Source organism: Erwinia sp. S43, from assembly GCF_016624745.1.
GTDB lineage: Bacteria > Pseudomonadota > Gammaproteobacteria > Enterobacterales > Enterobacteriaceae > Erwinia > Erwinia coffeiphila.
Genome location: NZ_JACVTX010000006.1, coordinates 36,002 through 57,131 on the forward strand (window position 1 = coordinate 36,002; position 21,130 = coordinate 57,131).

The window sequence follows — 21,130 nt, forward strand, 5'->3', positions numbered from 1 at the left end:
TGGCCGGTTTTACACGCAAAAGCGGTAGGCCAATTCTCCGGTCAGTCCAGTGCGTCCAGCGGCAACGAGTTGATGCCGCGAGCCCGGTCGATCTTTTCCGCGACCTTGAAGGCAGCATCGAGCTCGCTAATGCCCAACTCTTGCATCAGCTGGTAGCGCTCCGCCTTCTCTTCCGGCTCGGTCATGGCAAGCGCCAGGTACAGGCTTGGCGGGACGGCGCGGAACAGTAATTCCATCGACTTCGAGAGGATCACACCTTCGGTGAATTTGCCGGCCTCTTTCCTCGCCGAGAGCATCAGGGCTTTCTGCGATGGGTTGAGTTCGCGGAAGCGGGCGATCTTCTCCACTTCATCGGGCGGCATGCTGAGGCACACCCACCATTCGATCATGTTGAGCATGGGTTCGGCCGCTTTCGGCAGGTCGTCGAGGTTTTGTGTAGCAAGCCAGTACCAGGCCCCCAGCTTCCTCCACATTTTCGTGATTTTTACAACATAGGGTGCGAGTAGCGGGTTTTTGGTGATGATGTGGCCTTCATCTGTCACATTGATGATGGGACGGCCGAGGAACTGATCGCGTTCGGCAATGTTGTTCACCGTGTTGATCAGGCTGATATAGGCGATGGAGAGCTGTGCGTTGTAGCCTTCCCGCGCGAAGGTCGCCAGATCAACGATGGTGATGTCCGCCTCCGGCCACGGTGTACCGGGCCTGTCGAACATTTCACCGTCGATCCCCTGGCAGAACATATCCATCGCATCCGACATTTCCAGCAGACGCGTACGGCGCGTTTCAGGCAAGGTTGGATCGCGGCCGCGTTCGCGCAGCGCATCGCGGACGTCGCGGGTCAACACCGTACGCTTCTCCGACACGCAGCGCTGTGCGGCCTCAAGGATGCATTGACGGATCAGGCTGCGGTCGGCCCGCGTCATTCGGGCTTCCTCTTTGTCCTCGCCGCCAGTGATCATCAGCCGGGCGGTAATTTCCAGTTCGCCCAGCACGTCACGCTGCTCGTCACCTTCAGTTGATTCCTCTTCTGCGCTGTCCTCGTCCAGCGCATCGGCATCGAGCGTCTGTACCTGGCTCGGCGTATCGACGAGGCGCCAGGCATCGGCAAACGGTGCGAGGCTCACGCCGGCGCCGGGTGACAGCTTGACGCGATGCACAGTGAGGCCCAACCGCGCCGCAAAATCACCGAACAACCCGAAGCTGTTACCCGCTTCCACGATGAACATTCGCGGACGGTAAATTGCGGTGATCTGGTTGAGGATGTTGTTCAGGGTCGCGCTCTTGCCCGAGCCGGTGGGTCCGAACAGGAACAGGTGCGCGTTCATCTGTCGATCAAGGCGGTTCAGGGGATCGAAAGTGATCGTGCCGCCGCCACGGTTGAAGAAGGTGATGCCCGGATGGCCGGTTCCCTGGCTGCGTCCCCAGACCGGCGCCAGATTGGCCGCGTGCTGGGCAAACATGAGCTGGGTGTACCACTGCCGTTTGTCCTTGCCGGGATCGTAGACGCAGGGAAGCCAGCGCAGGTAGCTGTTGAGCGGCGCCACTTCGTCTTCCTCGCGCACCGGCTGCAGGCCGGCATTGAGCAGGACATTGCCGAGCTGAAGGCCGCGCATATCGAGATCGGCGAGATCGCGCCCGCGCAGGTAGAACGCCAGCGAAGCGCGATAGAGCTTGTGCGAACTGCCAATCAGCCCGCGCGCCTGCTGCACATCTTTGAGCGCCTGTTCCGATGCCAGGGTTTCGCCGACCGCTTTCTTCGCCAGATGGTTCAGATGGGCTTCGAGAATGTCCTGGGGGGTGATCACAAGGGTGAGGCACATGGTCGTGTCCTCGGGCATCTGGTCGAACAGGGCATTGATGGCGTCACCGCCTTTGCGGGTTTCGCCGGTCAGATGGCCGGTTGCCGGCGGGTTGCGCAGGCGGTCGAGCACGATGGTGCGATGGGGCATGCCGTCGAAGAACCAGAGGCCGTTGTCGACATCGGATCTCGGCTGGCCGAAAAACAGCCGCTGCGCGAAATCGGCGCCGCTGGCAAGTTCCAGTTCGTCCTCTCCGGTCGCTTCCGGATAGGACGCCAGACGATAGAACCGCTCACGGTCTTCGTCTGTCGGACCCAGCAGGGCGGGACCGGGATTGAACCAGGGCAGCAACCAGGCATGGATAGCGGCGGCATCCAGGCGGTGCGCCTGCACGCCGGCATTAGCGAGGCCGCCGGCCAGGCGTTCGCAGACGATATTCAGCGCCTGCTCGGGCGATTGCCCGCGTCGGGCCGGCGTATTGCCGACGCGCCGGTAGACGACCAGCCGAACACGCCGCGTCTGCCCGCGCCAGGGCAGACGTGTGACCGTGCGGTCCTCGAACAGCCCTCCCTGCCTGGAGACGGCGCGCAGATGGTGGCCGAAGAAGCGCAGGTAGAACTCCGTGAACGCGCTTTCCCTGGCCCGGGGCTGAAGGTAGTTTTCAAGGGTGGAAAGATAGCGGTTCCAGTCGGCGTCATCCTGGGCATACAACTGGAGCACCCAGGGGGACTCGTCCAGTTCATCGAAACTGTCCTGGATCGCGTTTTCCAGCGCATCACGGACCTGTGCCAGCCATGAGGATTCCCGGCCTTCCGTACCGATCGGCATCAGCTCGAAGAATGCGGCGACAGAAGCTCCGTCCTCCAGCAGCATGCACCTGGACTCCGGCAGGTACTCTACCCACGGCAGCAGATCGGCAAAGGACGGCGAAACGTCGTACAGCGCCTGCTCGTCGGCCAGCGTCGCGGACCTGCGCCTGGTGTCCCGCTTGCCGGGTTCAGGGATGCCGTGCGCCTGCAACTGCGCGAGGTAGCGCTCCCATGCGTCCGGTGGAGCATCTGGCGAGGAGCCGCTATCGGTATTGGGCGACGAAGCACGGCGCTTGAAGAACGGCCAGTCCATCAGTAATCCTCGGTCCGTTCGCCCGGCATGGCGTATTGCACGCGCTGGTACAGTGGGAAGACGGTGGTGTAGCCGGGGACAGGCACCGGATCGGTCCCCGCGAGATGGGGAAACACGTACATCACCAGATCGGGATTCGGCAGGCGCTGGAACTGCCGGTATATCTCGTTTTGCGCCGTGCGGGTGTAGCTGGCATTGACCGCCGGCGCGGCCTTCACATCGACTTCGGTCAGCGGGCGGCGCAGCGACTGTCTTGCATCGAGCAGTTGCCGGGCGGTCTGGCCGCCGCGGGCGTTGCCGCCGGTTTCCTCGTTCCAGATATCCAGCATGCTCTGCCCATCGTGAGGCAGCAGCTTTTCCTTGCTGGTCGAGCAACCGCCAAGCGCCACGGCGATGACCAGCACCGCCAGGCCGTTAATCCAGATCCTGTGCATCAGAAGCACCTCCGAGACGATGATCGACCTTGCGCCCCTTCGGGTCGTAATCGATGGTGAGGGGTTGTTCGAGATGAACCGCGACCCTGGCGCCGGGCTTGACGTACACGGCCGCGAACGCCTGGCCGTAGAGCTTGTTCACCCACTGCGACATGTCCTGGACGCCACCGGCCAGGATGCGGCCCATCGCTTCGTTGCCGGAAATGCCGACCGTGCCAAGCGAGCCGTTGTTGTTGGCGACGACCGCCACGCTGCCGTTGTCCGACTTGATCAGCGACGCCGCACCCGCTCCGGCCGCGGTGATCAGCGCCTGGGTGCCCAGGTATTGCTGAGCGTTGCTGCGCCGTTCACCGCTCACGCAAGGAATGCCATAGGGATCGCTGATCCAGCCGAGGCCATCCTGCGTACTGCTGCTATTGCCGTTGCTGTTCTGCTGGCGGTTGCCGCCACGATCGCCGTCCTCCGGCAGCGTGCGGATGGTGCCGTCATGGAACACGAACGTGACCGAGCGGATCTGCCCGCGCACGCAAGAGAGCGTCCAGTCGCCCGATGCCGTACCGCTGACGACCGCGCCGGCGACATCGGGAATGTCGATGCCGTTTGCGGTGAGATTGTCCGGGCCGATCAGGACTTTGAAGGGGTACGGATCGTTCACGGTCCCATCGATCGGGACGCGCCCGATCAATGCCGTCATCGAAATCGAACCCATCAGCGTGGCGTTGGTCGGTACGGTATAGACCGGCCTGGCGGTGGAGATGCCGGCCGCCTTGGCTCCCGCATCCGCGACCGTCTCCCGGGTGGTGTCCAGCGTCTTCTGTGCCGGGCCGAAGCTGTTCGGGAATGTGAAGCTCCCCGCAGTGCCGGGGCTGCGGCTCTTGCCATCGCTGCGCGCATCTTCCGGCTCGATCCAGCGCACACCATCGGCTCCGAGCCCGGCGCCATCGCCGGGTTCAAGGCCAAGCCCGACGGGCAGATCGGCATGGCCGTTCTTGCTGCTCAGGTTTTCGAACTGGCGCTGCAGGTCTTGCAGCAGGCCCTGGGTCTGTTGGCGTTCGCTGGCGACCTGTTCGCGGTCATTCTTCAACTGGTTGCGCTCGGTCTCCAGGGCGCTCTGGATACGGCGATCGATGGCGCCCTCGCGCTGACGCAGGCGTTCGTTCTCAGCCTTCTGGGTCTTGTTGTCGGTCAGCGCCGTCTGCAGTTCGGTGCGCAACTGCCGGACCTGGCCGACCAGGGTCGCCACGGTGTCGCGCGGCGTGTCGCCTTCGATGCCAAGCGCCCTTGCTTCTTCGGGCGTGAGCTGGGTCCCACCGTCCCGGCCAGGCTGGCTACCTCCGCCGGAAAACAGCTTCACACCGACGAACACCAGCAGCAGCGCCATCGGAATCATCAACCACTTGAGCAGGCCATTACCTTTCATGACGGCCTCCATCCTTGCGAGCCGGTGTTTTCGGTTCCGGCAGGTTCAGCGCGGCATTGACCGGGCTAATCGTCGGCAACAGCGACTCACCCAGACCGTGCCCCTTTGTCACCAGATAGACGACCGAGGTGTCATCGGGCGTGCCGGCCGGACCCAGCGTGTTGTGCTGGAACGCCCCGGTCATGAAGTCGCCTTGCAGGTCGCGAGGGTCGAGGGAGAGCCAGCGCTTCGAGGTGTTGTTCAGCCGTACCGCCGTCACCCACAAACCATCGAGGCGCCAGGCGGCGAGCGCACGCGCGCGCACCGGCAGGGTTGGCAGCAAGGTATCCAGTGGCAGGTTGCGTTTCAGATTGACGCGCGTGATGCCGGATACGGGCTCGACGGTACGCAGCGGCGCATAAAGGTTCTGGGCCGCATAGCGCGTCAGCACCACCGGAACAGGTGTTTCGCGAGCCGTGCGGGAGATCGCTTGCTGCGTGCCGTTGTCGTCGATCTTTGCCGCCGCCGCGAGGTCACCGTAACGGGTCGGCGCGCCTTCGGCTTCGACGATGCGCACCGGCTCCAGCGGCGCCTGTCCGGCCGGTGCCGGTTCGGCGGCAATGTCCAGCAGGATCAAGGCACCGCTGTCAGCATCCTGCAATTGCAGCCGGGTGGGCTCAATCGGCTCGCTGGCACGCAGGTAGATTGCGCCGCCGGCGCTCTGGACACGCAGGCGGCTGGCCAGCGATGCGGGGACGCCGACGCGGACATTGCGGTCGATGAAGACGACGCGCTCCTGGTCAACATGCAGGGACACCGCCAGCGGCAACCGCTCCCAGCGCAGGATTTCCAGCGCCTGGACCGTGGTAGGCAAACTCGTGGTCACCAGCAGTCCAAGGGCATAAAGGACATGTTTCATGGTGTCTCTCCCAAAGCGCCGCCGAGTCCGCCGGATGTCGTACCGGTCGGTGTCACGGGGTCGGGGGTGGTGATGCGCTGCGGCGCACCGCTGTAGCAGTCGATGGCCAGGCCGAATGGATTACGTTCCGGATCGACGTCCGAACGCACGACCTTGAGGGGGTAGCGCACCAGCGCACGCTTGACCTGTTCGGAGCCGTAGTATTCGTCCGCCGTGACATCGAGCGTGACGATCCAGTCGCGGTCCGAGACCGCCTTTACCCGCAACGTGGGGTCTTCGCCGTAGCCCCGGCCGGGGATCTCGTAGATCCCGCGCACGCGCTGACGCAGCTCGCCGGCCGTGCGGCGGTACTCGTAGTCGTGGCGCAGGAAGCTCTGGCAGGATGGCGTGAAGTAAGGCGACAGCACATGGATGTTGCGGGAATAGTCCTCATCGCCGTTGACGGGCCAGCGCTGGAGTTGCTGCCAGATATAAAACGAGAAGGAATAAACCGACTCAGGCGGAACCTCCCACCATTTTCTTGTGCTGCCCGAGCGCAGGTCCGGCGGGACGTGGATGGTCAGGTCGCGCGGTGCGTTCCACCAGCCGATCCCCATCACCAGGGCCACCAGGAGCAAGGCGCCCGCGCCGAGGCGCAGGGTCTTGATGTGCGCCTGCAAGTGGGTGATCTCATTCTTGAAGCGGCTCACGAGGCGGTCCTCCGTCTGGTGGTCCAGTAGCCCGAACGGGTCACCAGATCGCGGCCGCCGATGAACTGAGCCACGCCAGGATGCCGCCGCGCGATCCACCACTGGATCTGCCGGTACAGCCAGGTGTCGGGCCTGCCGCGCTTCTGGCGGCGCAGCATGCCGCCGCCGGCGAAGACGCCGGCGGCGATGCCGAGTACGATGGCGGTGGGCGCGATGGCGATCATCGAGAAGACGATCGCCAGCGGGATGCCCACTGACAGGCCAGCCGCGCCCGACAGGCCTGCGCACACCCACAACTCATCCGCCGTGAGGCCGCGCACGACCACGGGATGGCGATTGAGGCGATGCGGCAGGAACGCTACCGTTCCGTCAGGCCGGACGTCCTGATGCTCAGGCATGTTTGACCCTCACAGAACGCCGGTGGCTTCGGTGAGCAGCCAGATGCCGACGACCAGGAGGACGGCGCCAACCGCAACGGTCAGGCCGAATTGTCCCCACGTTTTACGGCCTGTGTGGATTTCGGCATACGTGCCGTAGGCGTGGTAGCACACGCCCACGAACATCGACGCGACCACCAGCAAGGCGATCAGCATCACGATGTCGTAGCCGTAGTTGCGCAGCGTATCCATGATGCCCGAGCCCGTGCCGCGCGACGGGTCTTCAAGCGTGGGCAGGCCCTGGGCCTGAGCGAGTGAACTCAGCATGGCAAACGCCGGCAGGGACGCCAGGGCTGCGATGCGCGTGGAGCGGAAGGGATGCGAAACCGGATTCATGATGTGAGCCTTTGCGTTACGAGAGGAGGAAAAAAGTCAGCACGACGTACATCGCGACAAAACGCACCGCGACGCCGAGGAACTGACGCTGGGAAATCCGCTGCTCCGACCAGCCGACATAAGCAGTGCGCAGCGCCCACACGCCCCACAGCAGCAGGACCGCGAACACCGCGCCGACCAGCACGACGGACACGGCGGATGGGGTGAAGCCGCCGTTGGCCTGGAAGGCGGTTATCTGGCTGGCATTCATTTCTTCGGCTCCTGTTCGGAGTCCTGTCGGTAATCGCCCTGCAACGCCGCGGGGTCGCGCGGCTGGGCGCGCTGCGGCGTGAGGTAGTCGTTGATGCCGGCCCGCATGCGCTGCAGGTCAGCAGCAAGGCGCGTGTAGTCGAAGTGATAGCGGGCGCGCTCCTGCGATGCGGTCGCGGCGGACTGCTTCGCGAGGCGATCGAGCAGGTCCAGCTGGCGAACGACTGCCGCCAGATGTTCCTTCTCATTGCTGTCGTCGGCCGCAGTCGCCGGCAAAGCCGTCGACAGGCCGGCAATCAGCAGCGCCGCGAGCGCGCTGCGCTTTGCAAGTGCCGAGCGATTGGACCGTGCCATCGTGCATTCCCCGTTGATGCGTAATGGCTTGATGCTGCGGCGGAGAGCGTGTGAAAGCCGCAAACAATGAGAACTGGCGGCTCACCACATTCTTGGGATGCCGGGGGGGGTGTGCGTCTGGAGGCGCACATGATGTATCGGCTACGGTCGGTTCTGGGCGCCCTGCAAGGTGTCGGAGCACGGTGTGAACGCAAATGCGGCTTGTATGCTTGCATTGGAAACAGGTACGCAGGAGACGCAAAAAAGCATCCTGATGAGAGTGCTAATCTGCTCATTTCGCTCTGTTGGGAGCGGTTATTGAAAGTTTTGGCGAGGAGTGCAATAATCTATCTCATGAAGACAGATAATGAAGATAGGCGCTCCCGTGAGAGCGATAAATTAGATGCGCCACTGCCACTGCCACTGCCATTGCCGGTCGAGCGAGCGATCCGCAAGCTTGGCAGCGACGTCGCGCTGGCGCGCAGGCGCCGCCGGATTTCGCAGGCCTCGCTGGCCGAGCGGATGGGCGCATCCGTGTCTACCGTTCGGCGCATGGAAAAAGGCGATGTGCGCGTGCCTATCCACTTCTTCGCCCGCGCCCTGCATGTCTTCGGCGAGATACAGGCCCTGGCCGGGCTGCTGGATACCGCGCGCGACGACATTGGCCTGACCTTGATGGACGAACACCTTCCCAAACGCGTGCGCAGCAAGCCGCCAACATCGGGGGCACTATGAAATCCGCAGTTTCGATACGCCAGCAGATCCAGGTCTGCATCGGCAAGGCCGGCACGCCTGTCGGCACCCTCGTCTATGTCAAGCAGGGGCGTCGCGAAAACACCACCTTCGCCTACGACCAGAGCTGGCTGGCAAACCCGGACGGGTTCAATGTGTCTGCCGACCTCGCGCTTCACTCTGGCTATCAGCCACGCCGCGCGCCGTCAGCGCACGATTCGGTCTTTCACTTCGCCATTGCCGATACGGCGCCGGATGCCTGGGGGCGCAGGGTCATCGCGCGGGACCACGCCAAGCGCCGCAAGGAAAACGCGGAACTCGCACCCTTGACCGAACTGGACTATCTGCTGGCGGTTGATGATTTCAGCCGGGTGGGCGCGTTGCGTCTGCGTGATCAGGATGGGCGCTATTGCAGGACGGTCGACGAAGGCCGGCGCAGCACGCCGCCGCTTCTGGAACTGCAGCGCATCTACCAGGCGAGCCGCGCGGTCGAGCAGGGTCAGGAAAGCACCGAGGATCTGCGCTACCTGCAAGGCAAGGGCACATCGCTTGGCGGCATGCGTCCCAAGAGCACGGTGGTCGATGAGGATGGCGCGCTGGCGATCGGAAAACTCCCGAGCGTGGGGGATACGCGCAGCGTGACGCGTGGCGAGGTCCTGGCCCTGTGCCTGGCACAGCGAGCCGGCATTGATGCCGCGCCTGCCCGCATCGTCGAGATCGAGGGCACGCCGGTCGCGGTCATTCGCCGCTTCGATCGCGATGGGGTCGATGGACGCATTCCGTACCAGTCCGCTGCATCCTTGCTCCAGGCTTCACGTGAAGAGGACCGGAGCTATACCGAGATCGCCGACGCTGTCCGTTCTGTGGGGCATTCACCAACTGCGGATGTGCAGCAATTGTGGCGGCGGCTGGTCTTCAACCTGCTGATCACCAATGTGGATGACCACCTGCAGAACCATGGTTTTCTGCACGTCGACAAAGGACTTTGGCGGTTGGCGCCGGCCTTCGACATCAATCCCTTCCCTGACAAGGATCGCGAATCGAAGACCTGGCTGTCGGAGCAGGATGGGCCGATCACCGACCTTGAGATGCTGCTGGCCCGAAGCGCATATTTCTCATTGAGCAGAAACGATGCGCTGGCAGTGCTGGCGGAGGTGTATGCCGCCGTGCTGGACTGGCGAAAGGTTGCGTTGTGTGCGGCAGTGGGGCTACGCTTGAACGAATTGGATGACTTTGCGCCGGCGTTTGAGCATGAGCAGATGTCACTTGCGAAAGCGTTGCTCGGCTGATTCAATCTGGAGGGTATGGGCGCTAACAGCGCCCGCTTTCACTGCTTCTAGTAAGGGTAATCGCCTTCGAACTTCGAAGCACTTCCGGGATGAATTCGCTCGTAGATTTCCTGCCGATGAACATCAACGTCCCTCGGCGCAGTCGTTCCGAATTTCACCTGCATGCCGTTGATGCCAAGAATGGTGACGGTGATGTCATCGCCAATATGGATGGTCTCGCCAATGCGGCGTGTCAAAATAAGCATCTAGCCCTCCTTGCTGGAAATTCATGCTTTTCAATGGAAGATCGCCTGCGACTAAAGGGAAAGGCCCGGCTAGAAAAGCACGGGCGGGGTTTTCCATGGTGTTGGTCGCTATTCCACTCCGGGCTTCCTCATCATGAAGTACCGGGCGGAATTCCATCATGGCAGAAGTATTTCGTTTTTCATAAATGTTTTCACAGATCAATAATTGAAAATTGATCGTTATTGCCGATCAATAATTCGGTGGCGCCCGGCAATGTCATGCGTGCAGTCGAATTGACCGCCTTTCCTTAACAGTCATGAAAAGGGAAACATATTCAGCACCAGCGGAATGGTTGCAAGGGCGAGGAGCAGCGACACGATGATGGACAGAGAAATGACGTCCTGCTGATAGTCGTATTTCTTGGCGAAGACATACACGCCCGCACCGATCGGCTGAGCCGCCATCACTACGGCCGCTGCCAACCAGAGGCCCTGGTCTTCACGCAGGCCGAAAACGTAGAAGGCTGCTGCGAAGGTAATGGCTGGCTGCACGAAGAGCTTCAGCATCACCATCGGCAGAACCGTCTTGCCCACCGTGACGTTGAAATGCTCCTTGAAGTTGAGCCGTGCCAGTCCAAGGCCAAGCGCGAACAATGCTGTGGGGCCAGCGGCATTGCCAAGGAAGCTCGCGAACGACTCGATGAAGGCGGGCACCTTGATATCGAGCAGGACGAACAACAGCCCTGCCAGAACCGAGAGTGTCAGAGGATTCTTGATGGTGGTCAGTGCGGCGCGCCACACGCTTCGAAGAACAGGTATCTGTTCCCCGGATGAGCGTTTGGAGAACACATCCCAACTGATGATCACGGCCATAATCGCCGGTATGTTGTGCAGGATCGTTGCGATGGCGGCCGGCAGTGCGGCCTGTTGACCATACACGGAAATCAGGATCGGCACGCCCATATACCCGGTCGTGCCATAGCAGGCGCCCATGCTCAGGATGGATGATTGCGGCAGTCCGATCTTCATCGCTTTCGCAATCAGGCTGGCAATCACATACGAAACGGCGATTCCGAACAATGTGGACAGAATGAAGCCCCATTGCTTCAATTCGCCGATGTCGGCACGAGCAATGGCAAGAAAGAGCAACGCAGGCAGGGCGACATACAGAACATAGTCGTTGATCAGTTTGTCTGCGCCGCCGCTATCGGGCTTGAATCGCCCATAGCAATAACCCACGAGTATGACCAGAAAGATGGGGGCGACGATCATGAACATTTTATTTCCTTGTTTTCTTTCTTGTTCAAAAAAGGCCCCGGAGGTCATTCCAGGGCTTCCGGGAGTTATCTGACAAGGTGCCTCACGAGCTGCCCCACGGTCGATGCATAGACGACATCAGACGCATAGAACTGGACCAATTCTTCGCGCATCCGCTCAAACTCGTGATGCTTCCTAGGGTACGTCGCAGTCAGGATCGCATCGAGCTCTTTCTTGACCTCTTGCACGATAGCGGGGTCATCGGATTCGTCTTGAAGACCCTCGTCCAGCAATATCCGTTGCACGGTCGCATCATGGAGGCCCGTGCTGTTCAGGAAATACGGAATCTCGCGCGCGGCCCCCAGGAAGGCTGGGATGTTGGCGACGCCCATGTTCTCCTGGTTGACGATGTGGCCGCTGACCGGTCGATAAAGGTCAGGCATGGAAAGAAAGGTTCTTTCCGATAAGCGAGCGGCGTCAATGACGGCATCCGTATCCAGTGAGTGCCCGTTGATAAGGATGTTTCGCTCGCGAAATATCAGCTCCAGAATTTCGATCGCCGGAAGGCCGGAACGATTACCTGTTCCAGCAAAGCCACCTTCGATGATGTTGAAGCCGTGATACAGCGAAGTCAGCGCATTTTGCAGGCCCAGCCCGCGGTCGTTGTGAGCGTGCAAGCAAAAATCGGTTCGTGGATACTGATGACGCAAATTGGCAGCAAGGACGGCCATTGCTTCCGGATAAAGGGTTCCGAGCGAGTCATTGATGCGAACGGTCTGTATATCCATCGCGAGAGAGCGATCGATGTCTCCGGTGATCTTTTCGTAAGAGCCCTCATCGATTCCGGTGCTGAAATTATTCAGCAGACTGACCCTGAAGCTTTCGAAACCCCAACTTCGTAGCCGGTCGGTCGTGCGCTCGAATAGTCTCTCGTCCGCCTTGTGGGAAACCATGCCAAAGCTGATCGTCACGTACTGTTTGAGGGCATCCGGAAATGACTCGAATTGCGCCATGATCGGCTCATGGCAATTCAGCAGCATGATGAAGGAAAATCGCGCGTCTGCCGGCAGCGCATCCTTCTCGATCAGATCATTGATGGTTTGAAAAAGGTGCGTGGGGTCGTTCGGGCCGGAGCCATAGACAACATCTCGAACCCCGGATTCAAGTATTTTTGAGATGAGAGGAATTTTATCTTCGGCCGGGACGGAGAAAGCGCAGCGTTCAGCGCCTTCTCTGAGCGTTTCGTCCAGAATGCCGTCAATACTGAAATCGGAATAACGTGGTTTGTGATTATCCGGAAACTTTAGTAGGGCCATCTTCATCTACTCCTCTAAGGGGGCATGTTTCACCTGTGTCGTATCGATCTTGAATTTGATGCTTCGACAGTGTGTTGGATGGCTGGTGATCTGTTAAATGAATTATGGCGCTGCTATAATCGACTGAAGCGATAGCGGAAGGAGGCGGAGATGAAGCTGGCGGCGCAGTTGGGTCGGATGGAGGGGCGCGGCATCACGCTGGAGCAACTGCGTGCGTTCGTGTTTATTGCCGAGTTCGGGGGTTTCGGCCGCGCCGGAGAGGAACTGGGGCGGACGCAATCAACGTTGAGCGCTGGTCTTCGACGGCTGGAAGAGGATGTTGGTTGTCGCCTCATCGAGCGACGTCAGGGACATATCCTCGGCCTCACGGAGGAAGGCAGGCAGCTACTGCCGGCTGCTCGCGACATCCTGCAGCGGACCAACAGGGCGATCGGAGCCCTCAAGAAGCATCATCTGAAGGGGCGGGTCGCCCTCGGCGTTCCAGATGATTTCCAGGTGAGGAATCTCCACGGCATCATCTCGATGTGTCTGGAGGAGAATCCGGGACTTCGGGTTGAGATCACCGCGGCTTCATCGACGGTTCTCTCGGCCATGGCCGCGCAACAGCAGCTGGATGTCGTTATTCTCAAGGGAATGGCCGGACAGCCCCTGGTATCTGAAACCGAACGGATCTTGCGTGTCGAATCGCTGCACTGGGTGGGCTCGGGAGCGTCGCATTTCGGCGACATGGACGAAGTCCCCCTGGTCACCTTCCCGGATGGCTGCGTCATCCGCAAATGCGCGATCGCGGCACTGGAGCATGTCGGTCGCCGCTACTTCTTTTCTTATGTGAGTGGCTCCTTCGACAATATCCGCAGTGCGGCAGCGAGTGGGCTGGGCATAGGGCTGCTGCCACAAAGCGCACTGTCAGAAGATCTGTATGTTCTTACACAGGAAGATGGCGCGCCCAGTGTCCCGGCCATTCAACTCGTGTTGAGCGTGACGCGACCGGGCAAGCTCTACAAGCTCTTTACCAGCTACATCGACCGGGGATTGGGCTCGACAGCATGATCCCACCGCCGCAAATTCTCCCCTGTAAGGCGTGCGTAAGTCGCACACAGTCGTCCCGGGACGCCGGGGTAATTTCATGTTGAGGGACAGCCCGATGAACAACTATCAATTTGCCTCGACTGAACGGCTCGACGTCGCCTACCTCGAATGGAACTCGCAGGGAGCACAAACCGCCATTCTGCTGCATGGCTGGCCGGATAGCCCCGAGTGCTGGAAGGCTGTTGCCCCGGCTCTTGCCGATGCCGGCTACCGCGTGCTGGCGCCTGCGTTGCGCGGCTTCGCACCGACCCGGTTCCGGGAGGATGCCACACCGCGCAGTGGCCAGTTGTCCGCCCTTGGTCGTGACCTGCTGGATTTCATTAATGTGCTCGGATTGCCCCGTCCCGCGCTGATCGGCCATGACTGGGGTGCGCGTGCCGCCGCAAACGCCTGTGCTCTGCAGGCCGGTATCGCCTCGCACCTGGTGCTGCTGTCGGTGGGTTATGGCACCAACACACCGGACCAGCCGCTGGCGTTGCAGCAAGCACGTGACTATTGGTATCACTGGTACATGGCCACTCCGCGCGGCGCGCAGGCATTGCGCGATGAGCGTGAAGCCTTCGCCCGCATGATGTGGGACACATGGGCGCCGACCGGTTGGTTCGACCCGGCCGACTTCGATGAGGCAGCGCGTGCATTCCAGGGGAAGGATTGGGTTGAGATCGTGCTGCACTCCTATCGCCACCGCTGGGGCTTCGCCGAGGGCGATCCGGCCTATTCCGAGGATGAAGCGCGTCTGCATCCTGCGCCCGTTCTGACTGTGCCGACGCTGGTGCTGCATGGCGGTGCGGATACCTGCAATCACCCCGACGTTTCCAAGGGGCGGGAAAAGTTCTTTCAGGGCGGTTATGAGCGGCAGGTGCTCGATGGTGTGGGGCATTTCCCGCCACGGGAGGCACCCCAGCGTGTTGCTGAGGCCATCTTGCGGTTCTGCCGGAAATGAGAGGCCGTGATCAGGTCGGATGTGCGAACGAATGCGCAGAGCTACAAATATTTCTTGAAGCTCCCGGCGGCGATATCCGTCGCCAATCCCAGCAGCACCGCGCTGGGCAACAGGATGAGCAAGGGACTGATGCTGACAGGAAGCGCCAGATAGATCACCCAGGGCAGCACAGCAAGCGGCATCAGGCTGGCTTTAGCCCGGTGGTAAATGAAGCCGGATTCGCGTCCGGCGCCGAAACGGCGGATGTCGCGGCGCACCAGGCCGTCGACCAACCCCACGAAGGCGGCCATCAGGAACAGCGGCAATGTCAGCACCAGCACCATCAGGCGCACGATGAACACCAGGGTCGTGAACGCCGCGGCGATCAGGTAGCTTTCTATCCAGACATATGCCTGGCTGATGTAGTACCGGAAATCGCGCGTTCCGCTGTGGCTGGGAGCGCTGGCCTGGTTCGCGGCGTTGCGCATCCACTCCAGGAAGCCTGTCTTGACGAAGATCCATTCATAGGCCTGTTCGACCAGCCAATGCGCGGTGCGTCCCGGCTCCTGCACCAGAGCGCTGCGGGTGAAATGGCCGGAGAGCTGGGCCAGTTCATAGTCGAGCATGCCCTGTGCGTGCCGCCATCCCTGGTTCGGCCAGAACAGGTGCATGCCCACGCATTCGATGATGATGCAAAGGAGCAGCGAGCCGCACAGAACGCCGAACAGGCGAAACGGCATCGTGATGATGCTGGCGATCAGCCCTTGCTGACGGTTCTGCTGGCGTTGCGCGGTGGCGGCCGGATCGCTCATATAACGGCCTCGCCATCGGCCGATGCCGCGGTGATGTGCCGAAAGTCGTCCAGCAGGTCGTCCGGCAGCGGTTCATCCTGCAGGCCGGGAAGCCCCTGGTTCTCCCACCAGTCTCCAGCCTCTACGTAGTGCTGACGCATGTAGCCCGCCAGCTGTTGCAGATCCCTGGGCATCGCCTCGTCGGGGTCCGGCGCTGGCAACGGCATGCGTACCTTCCAGAGATTTCCGCCTTCCAGCAATGCGAAGGCCTGTCCTTTCGGTAGCGCCACCACGTGCGCCGGCTCGATCAACGGGACGCTCGTCGTGGTGATGCGGTCCTGGGTGTTGCTGGTGAAATCGGTCTGCCCGCGAATATCGGAACTGTCGGTGGCACCGCTCATCAACGATGTGGTGTAGACCTCGACCTTTGGAAGCTGCTTGGTGAGTAACTCTGCCGTGGCTGTTTCGCGCACGCGCAGCATGAAAAGATTATTGAAGTTGCCGACCACCTGGCCGGCCTTGGCACGGTTGCCGATCCTCGCCTCGATATCGCTGAGGGTCTGGGTATAGGCCGTGACTTGCAGACCGGCGCCGCCGCCCTTGTTGACCATGGGGATGAATTCATCGCCCATGAGCTCATTGAATTCATCGGCATGGACGTTGATCGGCAATTTCACCCCGGAGGCTGCACCGGGAAGCCCGTCGTCGATCCCGAATTTGTAGATGTGCCCGGCCACGGATACCAGATCGCTGAACATCGAGTTGCCGACCGCTGCGGCGACCTCGGCATCCGACAGCGCATCCAGGCCAACGTAGACGACCGCCCTCTTGCGGATGATCTGCATCCAGTCGAAGATCGGCCGCGGATCGTTCAGGTCGGAATAGTTGGGCGCGAGCAACTGCGCGGTTTTGCCGGTCGTGAGCTTTTCGAGCAACGGCAGTAACGACGCGACGATCTTGTCGAAATAGGTGCGGTCATAACGCACTGCCGAACGCAGGCCATCTAGGACAGGATCGTACACACGGACCTGGGAGAGATATTGCTCCAGCGCCACCACGCGCTTCTCTCTGCCCATCATGTGACGGGGCGTGTTCTTGTCGTTGATGCGGCCTTCGAGCTGGACGATGACCTCCCACGCCTTCGGCTCATGGCTGGCGAAGTAGTGTTGGGCGTATTCGATGAACAGGGCATCGATGTTCACCACATGGCGCTGGATCAGCAGGTAGTCCGGCCGCTGCCCCAGTTCCACCAGGGCCCTTGCGATGATGTTGACGAAACGCCATGCGAATTCGCGGAATGCCGCACTGTTGCCTTCGCCCGAAAGCTGACCCGCGATGCGGGTCGCCACTTCACTGATGCGGCCGAAGCGCCCCACGGCGTTGTAGCGCGCCGAAATGTCGGGCCATCCGAGATGAAACACATAGAACTCGCCCTCGCGCCCGGCGCGTTTGGCCTCGACGTACATCCGTTTCAAGAGGTCTGCATCACCTTTGGGGTCGAAAACGATCACGACCTCATGCTCGCCGGCGGCGTTCTTGCGGCGGATGTCCTGCGTGATGAACAACTCGGCCAGCCGGGTTTTGCCGACGCGTGTCGTGCCCAGCACAAGCGAGTGGCCGACCCGTTCGCCGAGCGGCAGCGTGACGTCGATCTCGTGCGGTTCGATACCGTGCAGGCGTGGCATGCCTCCCACTGGCGGCAGCGGCCGCGCGGGATTCAACGGGTTGTCCCATGCAACCACCCTGGCGAGCTTCGAAAGCGGAAACGGTGCGAACTCCAGGCGCTCTTCAACGCGCCGGGCAATGCGGTAGACAGGTGTCGGCTCGACGTAGCGCCGGAATTCTGGCCGATAGGTCTGCATCAGCCGGTGCGTGTGGCGCTGATCCCAGCGAAAGCCTCGGCCGATGAACAGGCGCTGCCGGCTGACCGGCACCTGGCGACTGGTCATGACATAACGAGGCAGGCGGCGGATATTGCGGCGGTATCGCAGAATGGCCATCGCGTCGCGCAGGCGGATGCCGCCAAATACGAGGAATGCCAGAGCGCTGCCGAATCCCAGCAGCGGGCTTAACGCGAGCGACCAGGGTGCCACCATGCACACCAACGCGGCGCCGGCGCAAACCGCAACGGTGTATAGCTCCACCACTGGCCGCAGTAGCACTTCGACTGCATGAGGCTGGGCCATGACGGCTTGCTCACTGCTCGATGCCGCTGGTGGTGATCAGGACCGGGTAGTGCCGCAGTCCGAGCCGCTGAGCGAGGTCGTCACCCGATACGGGAGACAAGGTGAGCTCGGGGGCCAGCTTGCGCAGTCCCGCCAGTGCCTCTGCCGATCCGACATTGACCACGAGACCGATGGCGCTGATTTCGGTCAACGCCGCCTTGCGCTCAAGCAGCCAGGCGCGTGAGCGTTCGTCATCACCGATGAGGAAGACTGGCGTCAGGCCCGGAGCCTGGATCACCCGGCGAGGCTCATCGCCGGGCGACAACCGTTCCGAGCGCACGGGCAGCATGTCGGCTTCGCTGAACGTCTTGCCTCCGGACGGCGGTGCGGAGATCCGTGGCGGACCTGGTTGATCCCTGCGTGGTGGCAGGTCCAGCGCCTGGTAGTAAGGCAAGGCGGAGGTGCCTCCATGGTCTTCGACCACGATGAGAGGCGGCTGGCCCGCAGCCAGGGCAGGCAGACCAGCGGCGCACAACAGAGCGCAAAGAATCGGCCTCACGGCGCCAACGGCGAAGGCAGGTTTCATGGTGTATTCCTCGTTGTAGAAACGTCAGCACGGGAAGGGCCGACCACGCGCGCCAGGTGCTGGCTGACGCTGCGCCGGTAGCGCGCAGCAGGTGCGCCGCCGGCAGGACGGTGATAACGGCCGATGGCAAGCAACCAGTCCTCGCCGGGTGTGTGTTGTTCGCGCAGGATTTCGGCCGCGATGGCGAGGTTGCGATATGGGTCGAGCAGATCGCAGGGCTGGCTGTAGCGGTGCTTCTGGTAGCCCAGGTTGATCTGAGCCAGCCCTACGTCGATCCGGGTTGGCGGAACTTCGCGCAACGCCTTACGTACCCCCTCGCAGGCTTCGGCGTGGCTGCTGAAGCGGCGGGACGCGCCAGCCACGTTCAGCGTCCAGGGCCAGGGAACCAGCCGACCGCCACGCCGCAGGCCACTCTCCTGCAAGGCCACTGCATAGAGAACTGGGGACGGAATATCGGCGCGTTGCGCTGCGACCTGATAGGCGGGTGGCGGTATCTCCTGAGCGTTGGCCTGGGCGTTTCCAGCCATGAAGCCGGCTAGCAGCGCGAGCAGGCGTGCGTAGCGGTTCACTGCCGTTGCCATTGATCGCCAATCTGCCGCACGACGGCTGGCAGATCTCCCTGCAGACCCAGTGACAACCAGCGGCCTGCGTCATGGTTGAGGGTGATGGAGCCGTTGCGAACACGTGAGGGGTCGATATGTGCCCGCTTCGCCCAATCGCGGATGCGGGCATCATCCTGGCGGCTTCCGACCATGTAGAGATCGAATTCGGTTCCCGATGCCTGCAATTGCTGGACAAGCTGACCGCACGGGGCGCATTCATCCTTGACGAATACGGCCATACGGCGCGCATCGCTTGATGCGGCATTCGCACTGGATGCGGCGTTGGCACCAGGCAGATTGACGCGCTGCATGCCCGGATTCAGGCGTTGCCAGGCGGCGTCGTAGGCACGCTGGTACGCGAGTGTTTTCTCGACGCGGCGGGCTTCGACCTGCACCTGCAATTCGGCGTAGCGGCGACGTTCGTCGTCCGAACGCGCCTCGATACCAAGTGCTGTCAACGGGTCGAGATTGGGCGAGAAGATCCCCAGAGGCCCCCGCATCACTTCCCGGTAGCGCGTCCATTCCTCCGGGCGAAGTCCCCAGTCGCGAGCGTTCTGTTCATCGCTGTTGGCCGTGATTGCCGGCTGTTCCTGGCTGGGAACAACCGGAGAAGTGGCTGTTCGTGCGTTCTGCGCCGTTGCCGCGGAGACGGCACCGACGGTAAAGCTGGTCGCCAACGCAAGCGAAATGATCCTGCGGTTCATCTGGCCCTCCTATGGCGCGACCACGCGAAGAACCTGGCCGCCGTTCTGGAACACCGCGGTGTGGTCTTCGATGGTTTCCAGCCGCCAGCCAGCCTCCGTTTCGCCGGGCCGCAGAACGCCTGTCAGGGGAGCGGCGGCTCCCGTAGGCAGGATCGACAAAAAGCGTTCGCCGCCGCGCATTTCGAGGCCGATGACCTTGAATGGAGGCGCCGCCACCTTGGGCTTGGTGGCCTGGTTCTTCCGCGTCCGGGTTGGGGTGGGAGCGACCTGGGCGGCTTTCGACAGTCGGGCCTCCAACTGCTCGATACGGCTATGCAATGGAGAGAGGCTTTCGGCCGTCAGCCGTTCGCCGAGCGCCTGCTCGATCCTGGAAACCCGTTGTTCGATGGCCTGACGCTCGGTTTCAAACTGCGCGGTCGTCAACGTGTCGGGCTGTTGACGCTGCGCTTTGAGCTGCTGTCCTAGTTCTGCCAACCGGGTTTCCAGGGCAGCGACTTGCGTGCTTTGTGCGCTGCCGTCGGCCTGTGTGGCGAGGTTGGACAGCGTCACATGGTTCACGACAGCTCCCGCGCTGATCAGCAAGCCCCAGGTGATGGTGGCTACGCGCAGCAGCGGTACGCGCGAGCGGCGGCCGGAGCCGGGGATGATGGTCATGGCCGGACCTCCGTGGTGAGCGGGCGTTTTTCAACGTGTCCGGCCGCCTTCGAGGCCGGTTGGCTCAGGGCAGAAGCTGGCTGGGCAGCGCGGGTGAAGCAGATCCGGCGGGCGCCATCGTCGACTTTCATATCCCAGGCAGGGCCGGCCAGTGTCAGCAGGGCATCGCGCAGAAGCATTGGCCCCAAGCGATAGTGGGAGGCTGGCAGCGGCAGTGAATTGAGGGCGGAGATCTCTCCTACTGAGCAGAGCTGGTAGCCAGAACGCAGCAGGACGTGCCGCAACGCATCACCCACGGTCGCGGTGCGCGTGTCGGGTATGGCGACATCGACCACCTGCAACAACAGGTCTTGCTGTGCCGATGCCGGAGCCAGTTCGACCAGGGTGTAGCGGCCATAGCGAACGACAGGAACGAATTCTGGCTTCTGCTTTGCCGGTGCAATCGCCGGCTTCGCGATGGGGGCAGCCTTCGGCGGAGGTGTCGTCGTGGCGCAGCCGGACATCAGTGCGGCTGCGATCAGCAGGCCGCAGCCCGCCAGATGGCGATGGAAGTGGCTGAATGGTTGCATGTGTCGGTTCTCTGAAGCGTTGAACCGTCACAATCGCCGTTCATGGCGGAGGCAGCAGCAAACAAAGGGAACCGCTACCAACCCGTATTTTCCTATGCGTGAAGAAATGAAGAAAATGTCATGCCTGATACAAGTTAATAACAATAATTCCCCATTCTTTAAGTGTGTTTCAATTTGGCTTACATTTTTGGTGTTTTTATTACGGTGTGGCAACAATAGTGGTGATGAATATAACAATCTGGATACGGTTTTCACGACTGATTGGTCGCGATGGGAAAATTTCGTTTATCGTTTATTTATATTTCCGCCTTCTTATTTAAATAATAACAAAACAATTGTGTGATGTTTATGTTTAATTTGTTGGTGTAATTTTAATTATTTGATTTTTTTGAATGCTTGCTAAGTGTCTATGGATGCCGATAAGTGGCGCATTTCTAAGTGTTATTTTTCTTTGTTTAATATTGTTATACAGAATGGCTTGCACGACGCTCATGATATTTCACTCAGAAA

Annotated in this window: 23 protein-coding genes; 4 read left to right on the forward strand and 19 right to left on the reverse strand. The window is 61.4% G+C overall.

Translation table 11 applies throughout. The features are described 5' to 3' along the window. Nucleotides 1-41: 41 nt before the first annotated feature. From IBT47_RS09925 to IBT47_RS09965, 9 genes are all read right to left on the reverse strand, one after another. On the reverse strand, nucleotides 42-2,924 hold the full coding sequence (locus IBT47_RS09925) for a conjugative transfer ATPase (RefSeq protein ID WP_200560310.1): 2,883 nt from the start codon (nucleotides 2,922-2,924) through the stop codon (nucleotides 42-44). Continuing rightward, complete coding sequence (locus IBT47_RS09930) at nucleotides 2,924-3,358, reverse strand: TIGR03751 family conjugal transfer lipoprotein (protein WP_195314625.1); 435 nt, start codon at nucleotides 3,356-3,358, stop codon at nucleotides 2,924-2,926. The genes IBT47_RS09925 and IBT47_RS09930 overlap by 1 nt, the downstream gene beginning before the upstream one ends. Next, nucleotides 3,339-4,778: a TIGR03752 family integrating conjugative element protein gene (locus IBT47_RS09935; RefSeq protein ID WP_200560311.1), complete on the reverse strand. Its 1,440-nt coding sequence runs from the start codon at nucleotides 4,776-4,778 to the stop codon at nucleotides 3,339-3,341. Before IBT47_RS09935 ends, IBT47_RS09930 begins: the two co-directional genes overlap by 20 nt. Next, nucleotides 4,768-5,676: a TIGR03749 family integrating conjugative element protein gene (locus IBT47_RS09940; RefSeq protein ID WP_200560312.1), complete on the reverse strand. Its 909-nt coding sequence runs from the start codon at nucleotides 5,674-5,676 to the stop codon at nucleotides 4,768-4,770. The genes IBT47_RS09935 and IBT47_RS09940 overlap by 11 nt, the downstream gene beginning before the upstream one ends. Next, nucleotides 5,673-6,365, reverse strand: coding sequence for a PFL_4703 family integrating conjugative element protein (locus IBT47_RS09945; RefSeq protein ID WP_200560313.1), 693 nt, complete (start codon nucleotides 6,363-6,365; stop codon nucleotides 5,673-5,675). The genes IBT47_RS09940 and IBT47_RS09945 overlap by 4 nt, the downstream gene beginning before the upstream one ends. Continuing rightward, nucleotides 6,362-6,763: a TIGR03750 family conjugal transfer protein gene (locus IBT47_RS09950; protein WP_200560314.1), complete on the reverse strand. Its 402-nt coding sequence runs from the start codon at nucleotides 6,761-6,763 to the stop codon at nucleotides 6,362-6,364. Before IBT47_RS09950 ends, IBT47_RS09945 begins: the two co-directional genes overlap by 4 nt. Nucleotides 6,764-6,772: 9 nt before the next feature. Then, complete coding sequence (locus IBT47_RS09955) at nucleotides 6,773-7,069, reverse strand: TIGR03745 family integrating conjugative element membrane protein (RefSeq protein WP_227507244.1); 297 nt, start codon at nucleotides 7,067-7,069, stop codon at nucleotides 6,773-6,775. An 85-nt stretch (nucleotides 7,070-7,154) separates the two neighbouring features. Continuing rightward, entirely contained in the window at nucleotides 7,155-7,388 is a 234-nt protein-coding gene (locus IBT47_RS09960) for a TIGR03758 family integrating conjugative element protein (protein WP_023100970.1), read from the reverse strand. Then, on the reverse strand, nucleotides 7,385-7,741 hold the full coding sequence (locus IBT47_RS09965; RefSeq protein WP_200560315.1) for an RAQPRD family integrative conjugative element protein: 357 nt from the start codon (nucleotides 7,739-7,741) through the stop codon (nucleotides 7,385-7,387). The genes IBT47_RS09960 and IBT47_RS09965 overlap by 4 nt, the downstream gene beginning before the upstream one ends. Before the next feature lie 333 nt (nucleotides 7,742-8,074). On the opposite strand from IBT47_RS09965, the gene IBT47_RS09970 reads away from it, so the two are divergent. Then, nucleotides 8,075-8,455 carry a helix-turn-helix transcriptional regulator gene (locus tag IBT47_RS09970; RefSeq protein WP_200560316.1) on the forward strand — a complete coding sequence of 127 codons (381 nt, stop codon included), beginning with the start codon at nucleotides 8,075-8,077 and terminating at the stop codon, nucleotides 8,453-8,455. Further along, complete coding sequence (locus tag IBT47_RS09975) at nucleotides 8,452-9,741, forward strand: type II toxin-antitoxin system HipA family toxin (RefSeq protein ID WP_200560317.1); 1,290 nt, start codon at nucleotides 8,452-8,454, stop codon at nucleotides 9,739-9,741. The genes IBT47_RS09970 and IBT47_RS09975 overlap by 4 nt, the downstream gene beginning before the upstream one ends. Before the next feature lie 47 nt (nucleotides 9,742-9,788). Here the strand turns inward: IBT47_RS09975 and csrA are convergent, their stop codons facing one another. The 3 genes from csrA to IBT47_RS09990 all read right to left on the reverse strand — a co-directional run bounded on the left by csrA (nucleotide 9,789) and on the right by IBT47_RS09990 (nucleotide 12,538). After that, nucleotides 9,789-9,986: a carbon storage regulator CsrA gene (gene csrA, locus IBT47_RS09980; protein WP_200560318.1), complete on the reverse strand. Its 198-nt coding sequence runs from the start codon at nucleotides 9,984-9,986 to the stop codon at nucleotides 9,789-9,791. A 294-nt stretch (nucleotides 9,987-10,280) separates the two neighbouring features. Then, nucleotides 10,281-11,291 (reverse strand): AEC family transporter, encoded by a 1,011-nt coding sequence (locus IBT47_RS09985; protein WP_234471824.1) that lies wholly within the window; start codon nucleotides 11,289-11,291, stop codon nucleotides 10,281-10,283. A 17-nt stretch (nucleotides 11,292-11,308) separates the two neighbouring features. Then, complete coding sequence (locus IBT47_RS09990) at nucleotides 11,309-12,538, reverse strand: isopropylmalate synthase (protein ID WP_200560319.1); 1,230 nt, start codon at nucleotides 12,536-12,538, stop codon at nucleotides 11,309-11,311. 150 nt (nucleotides 12,539-12,688) lie between these two features. Here IBT47_RS09990 and IBT47_RS09995 point away from each other — a divergent pair, with 150 nt between their 5' ends. Both IBT47_RS09995 and IBT47_RS10000 read left to right on the forward strand, forming a co-directional pair. Beyond that, nucleotides 12,689-13,588 (forward strand): LysR family transcriptional regulator, encoded by a 900-nt coding sequence (locus IBT47_RS09995; protein WP_234471825.1) that lies wholly within the window; start codon nucleotides 12,689-12,691, stop codon nucleotides 13,586-13,588. A gap of 94 nt (nucleotides 13,589-13,682) precedes the next feature. Further along, on the forward strand, nucleotides 13,683-14,570 hold the full coding sequence (locus IBT47_RS10000) for an alpha/beta fold hydrolase (RefSeq protein ID WP_200560320.1): 888 nt from the start codon (nucleotides 13,683-13,685) through the stop codon (nucleotides 14,568-14,570). Nucleotides 14,571-14,611: 41 nt separating this feature from the next. Here IBT47_RS10000 and IBT47_RS10005 read toward each other — a convergent pair whose 3' ends face one another. Genes IBT47_RS10005 through IBT47_RS10035 form a run of 7 tightly spaced genes read right to left on the reverse strand, consistent with a single transcriptional unit; the run spans nucleotide 14,612 to nucleotide 20,620 of the window. After that, on the reverse strand, nucleotides 14,612-15,361 hold the full coding sequence (locus tag IBT47_RS10005) for a TIGR03747 family integrating conjugative element membrane protein (protein WP_200560321.1): 750 nt from the start codon (nucleotides 15,359-15,361) through the stop codon (nucleotides 14,612-14,614). Further along, nucleotides 15,358-17,526 (reverse strand): type IV conjugative transfer system coupling protein TraD, encoded by a 2,169-nt coding sequence (traD, locus tag IBT47_RS10010; RefSeq protein ID WP_200560322.1) that lies wholly within the window; start codon nucleotides 17,524-17,526, stop codon nucleotides 15,358-15,360. The genes IBT47_RS10005 and traD overlap by 4 nt, the downstream gene beginning before the upstream one ends. 10 nt (nucleotides 17,527-17,536) lie before the next feature. Beyond that, nucleotides 17,537-18,091, reverse strand: coding sequence for an integrating conjugative element protein (locus IBT47_RS10015; RefSeq protein WP_200560323.1), 555 nt, complete (start codon nucleotides 18,089-18,091; stop codon nucleotides 17,537-17,539). Further along, nucleotides 18,088-18,672: a transglycosylase SLT domain-containing protein gene (locus IBT47_RS10020; protein ID WP_200560324.1), complete on the reverse strand. Its 585-nt coding sequence runs from the start codon at nucleotides 18,670-18,672 to the stop codon at nucleotides 18,088-18,090. Before IBT47_RS10020 ends, IBT47_RS10015 begins: the two co-directional genes overlap by 4 nt. Continuing rightward, a complete protein-coding gene (locus tag IBT47_RS10025) occupies nucleotides 18,657-19,397 on the reverse strand; it encodes a TIGR03759 family integrating conjugative element protein (protein WP_200560325.1) in 741 nt (246 codons plus the stop codon). Before IBT47_RS10025 ends, IBT47_RS10020 begins: the two co-directional genes overlap by 16 nt. 9 nt (nucleotides 19,398-19,406) lie before the next feature. Beyond that, the gene (locus IBT47_RS10030) at nucleotides 19,407-20,051 is read right to left on the reverse strand and encodes a hypothetical protein (protein WP_200560326.1); all 645 of its coding nucleotides are present in this window, start codon (nucleotides 20,049-20,051) and stop codon (nucleotides 19,407-19,409) included. Continuing rightward, nucleotides 20,048-20,620: a PilL N-terminal domain-containing protein gene (locus IBT47_RS10035; RefSeq protein ID WP_200560327.1), complete on the reverse strand. Its 573-nt coding sequence runs from the start codon at nucleotides 20,618-20,620 to the stop codon at nucleotides 20,048-20,050. The genes IBT47_RS10030 and IBT47_RS10035 overlap by 4 nt, the downstream gene beginning before the upstream one ends. Nucleotides 20,621-21,130: the final 510 nt, after the last annotated feature.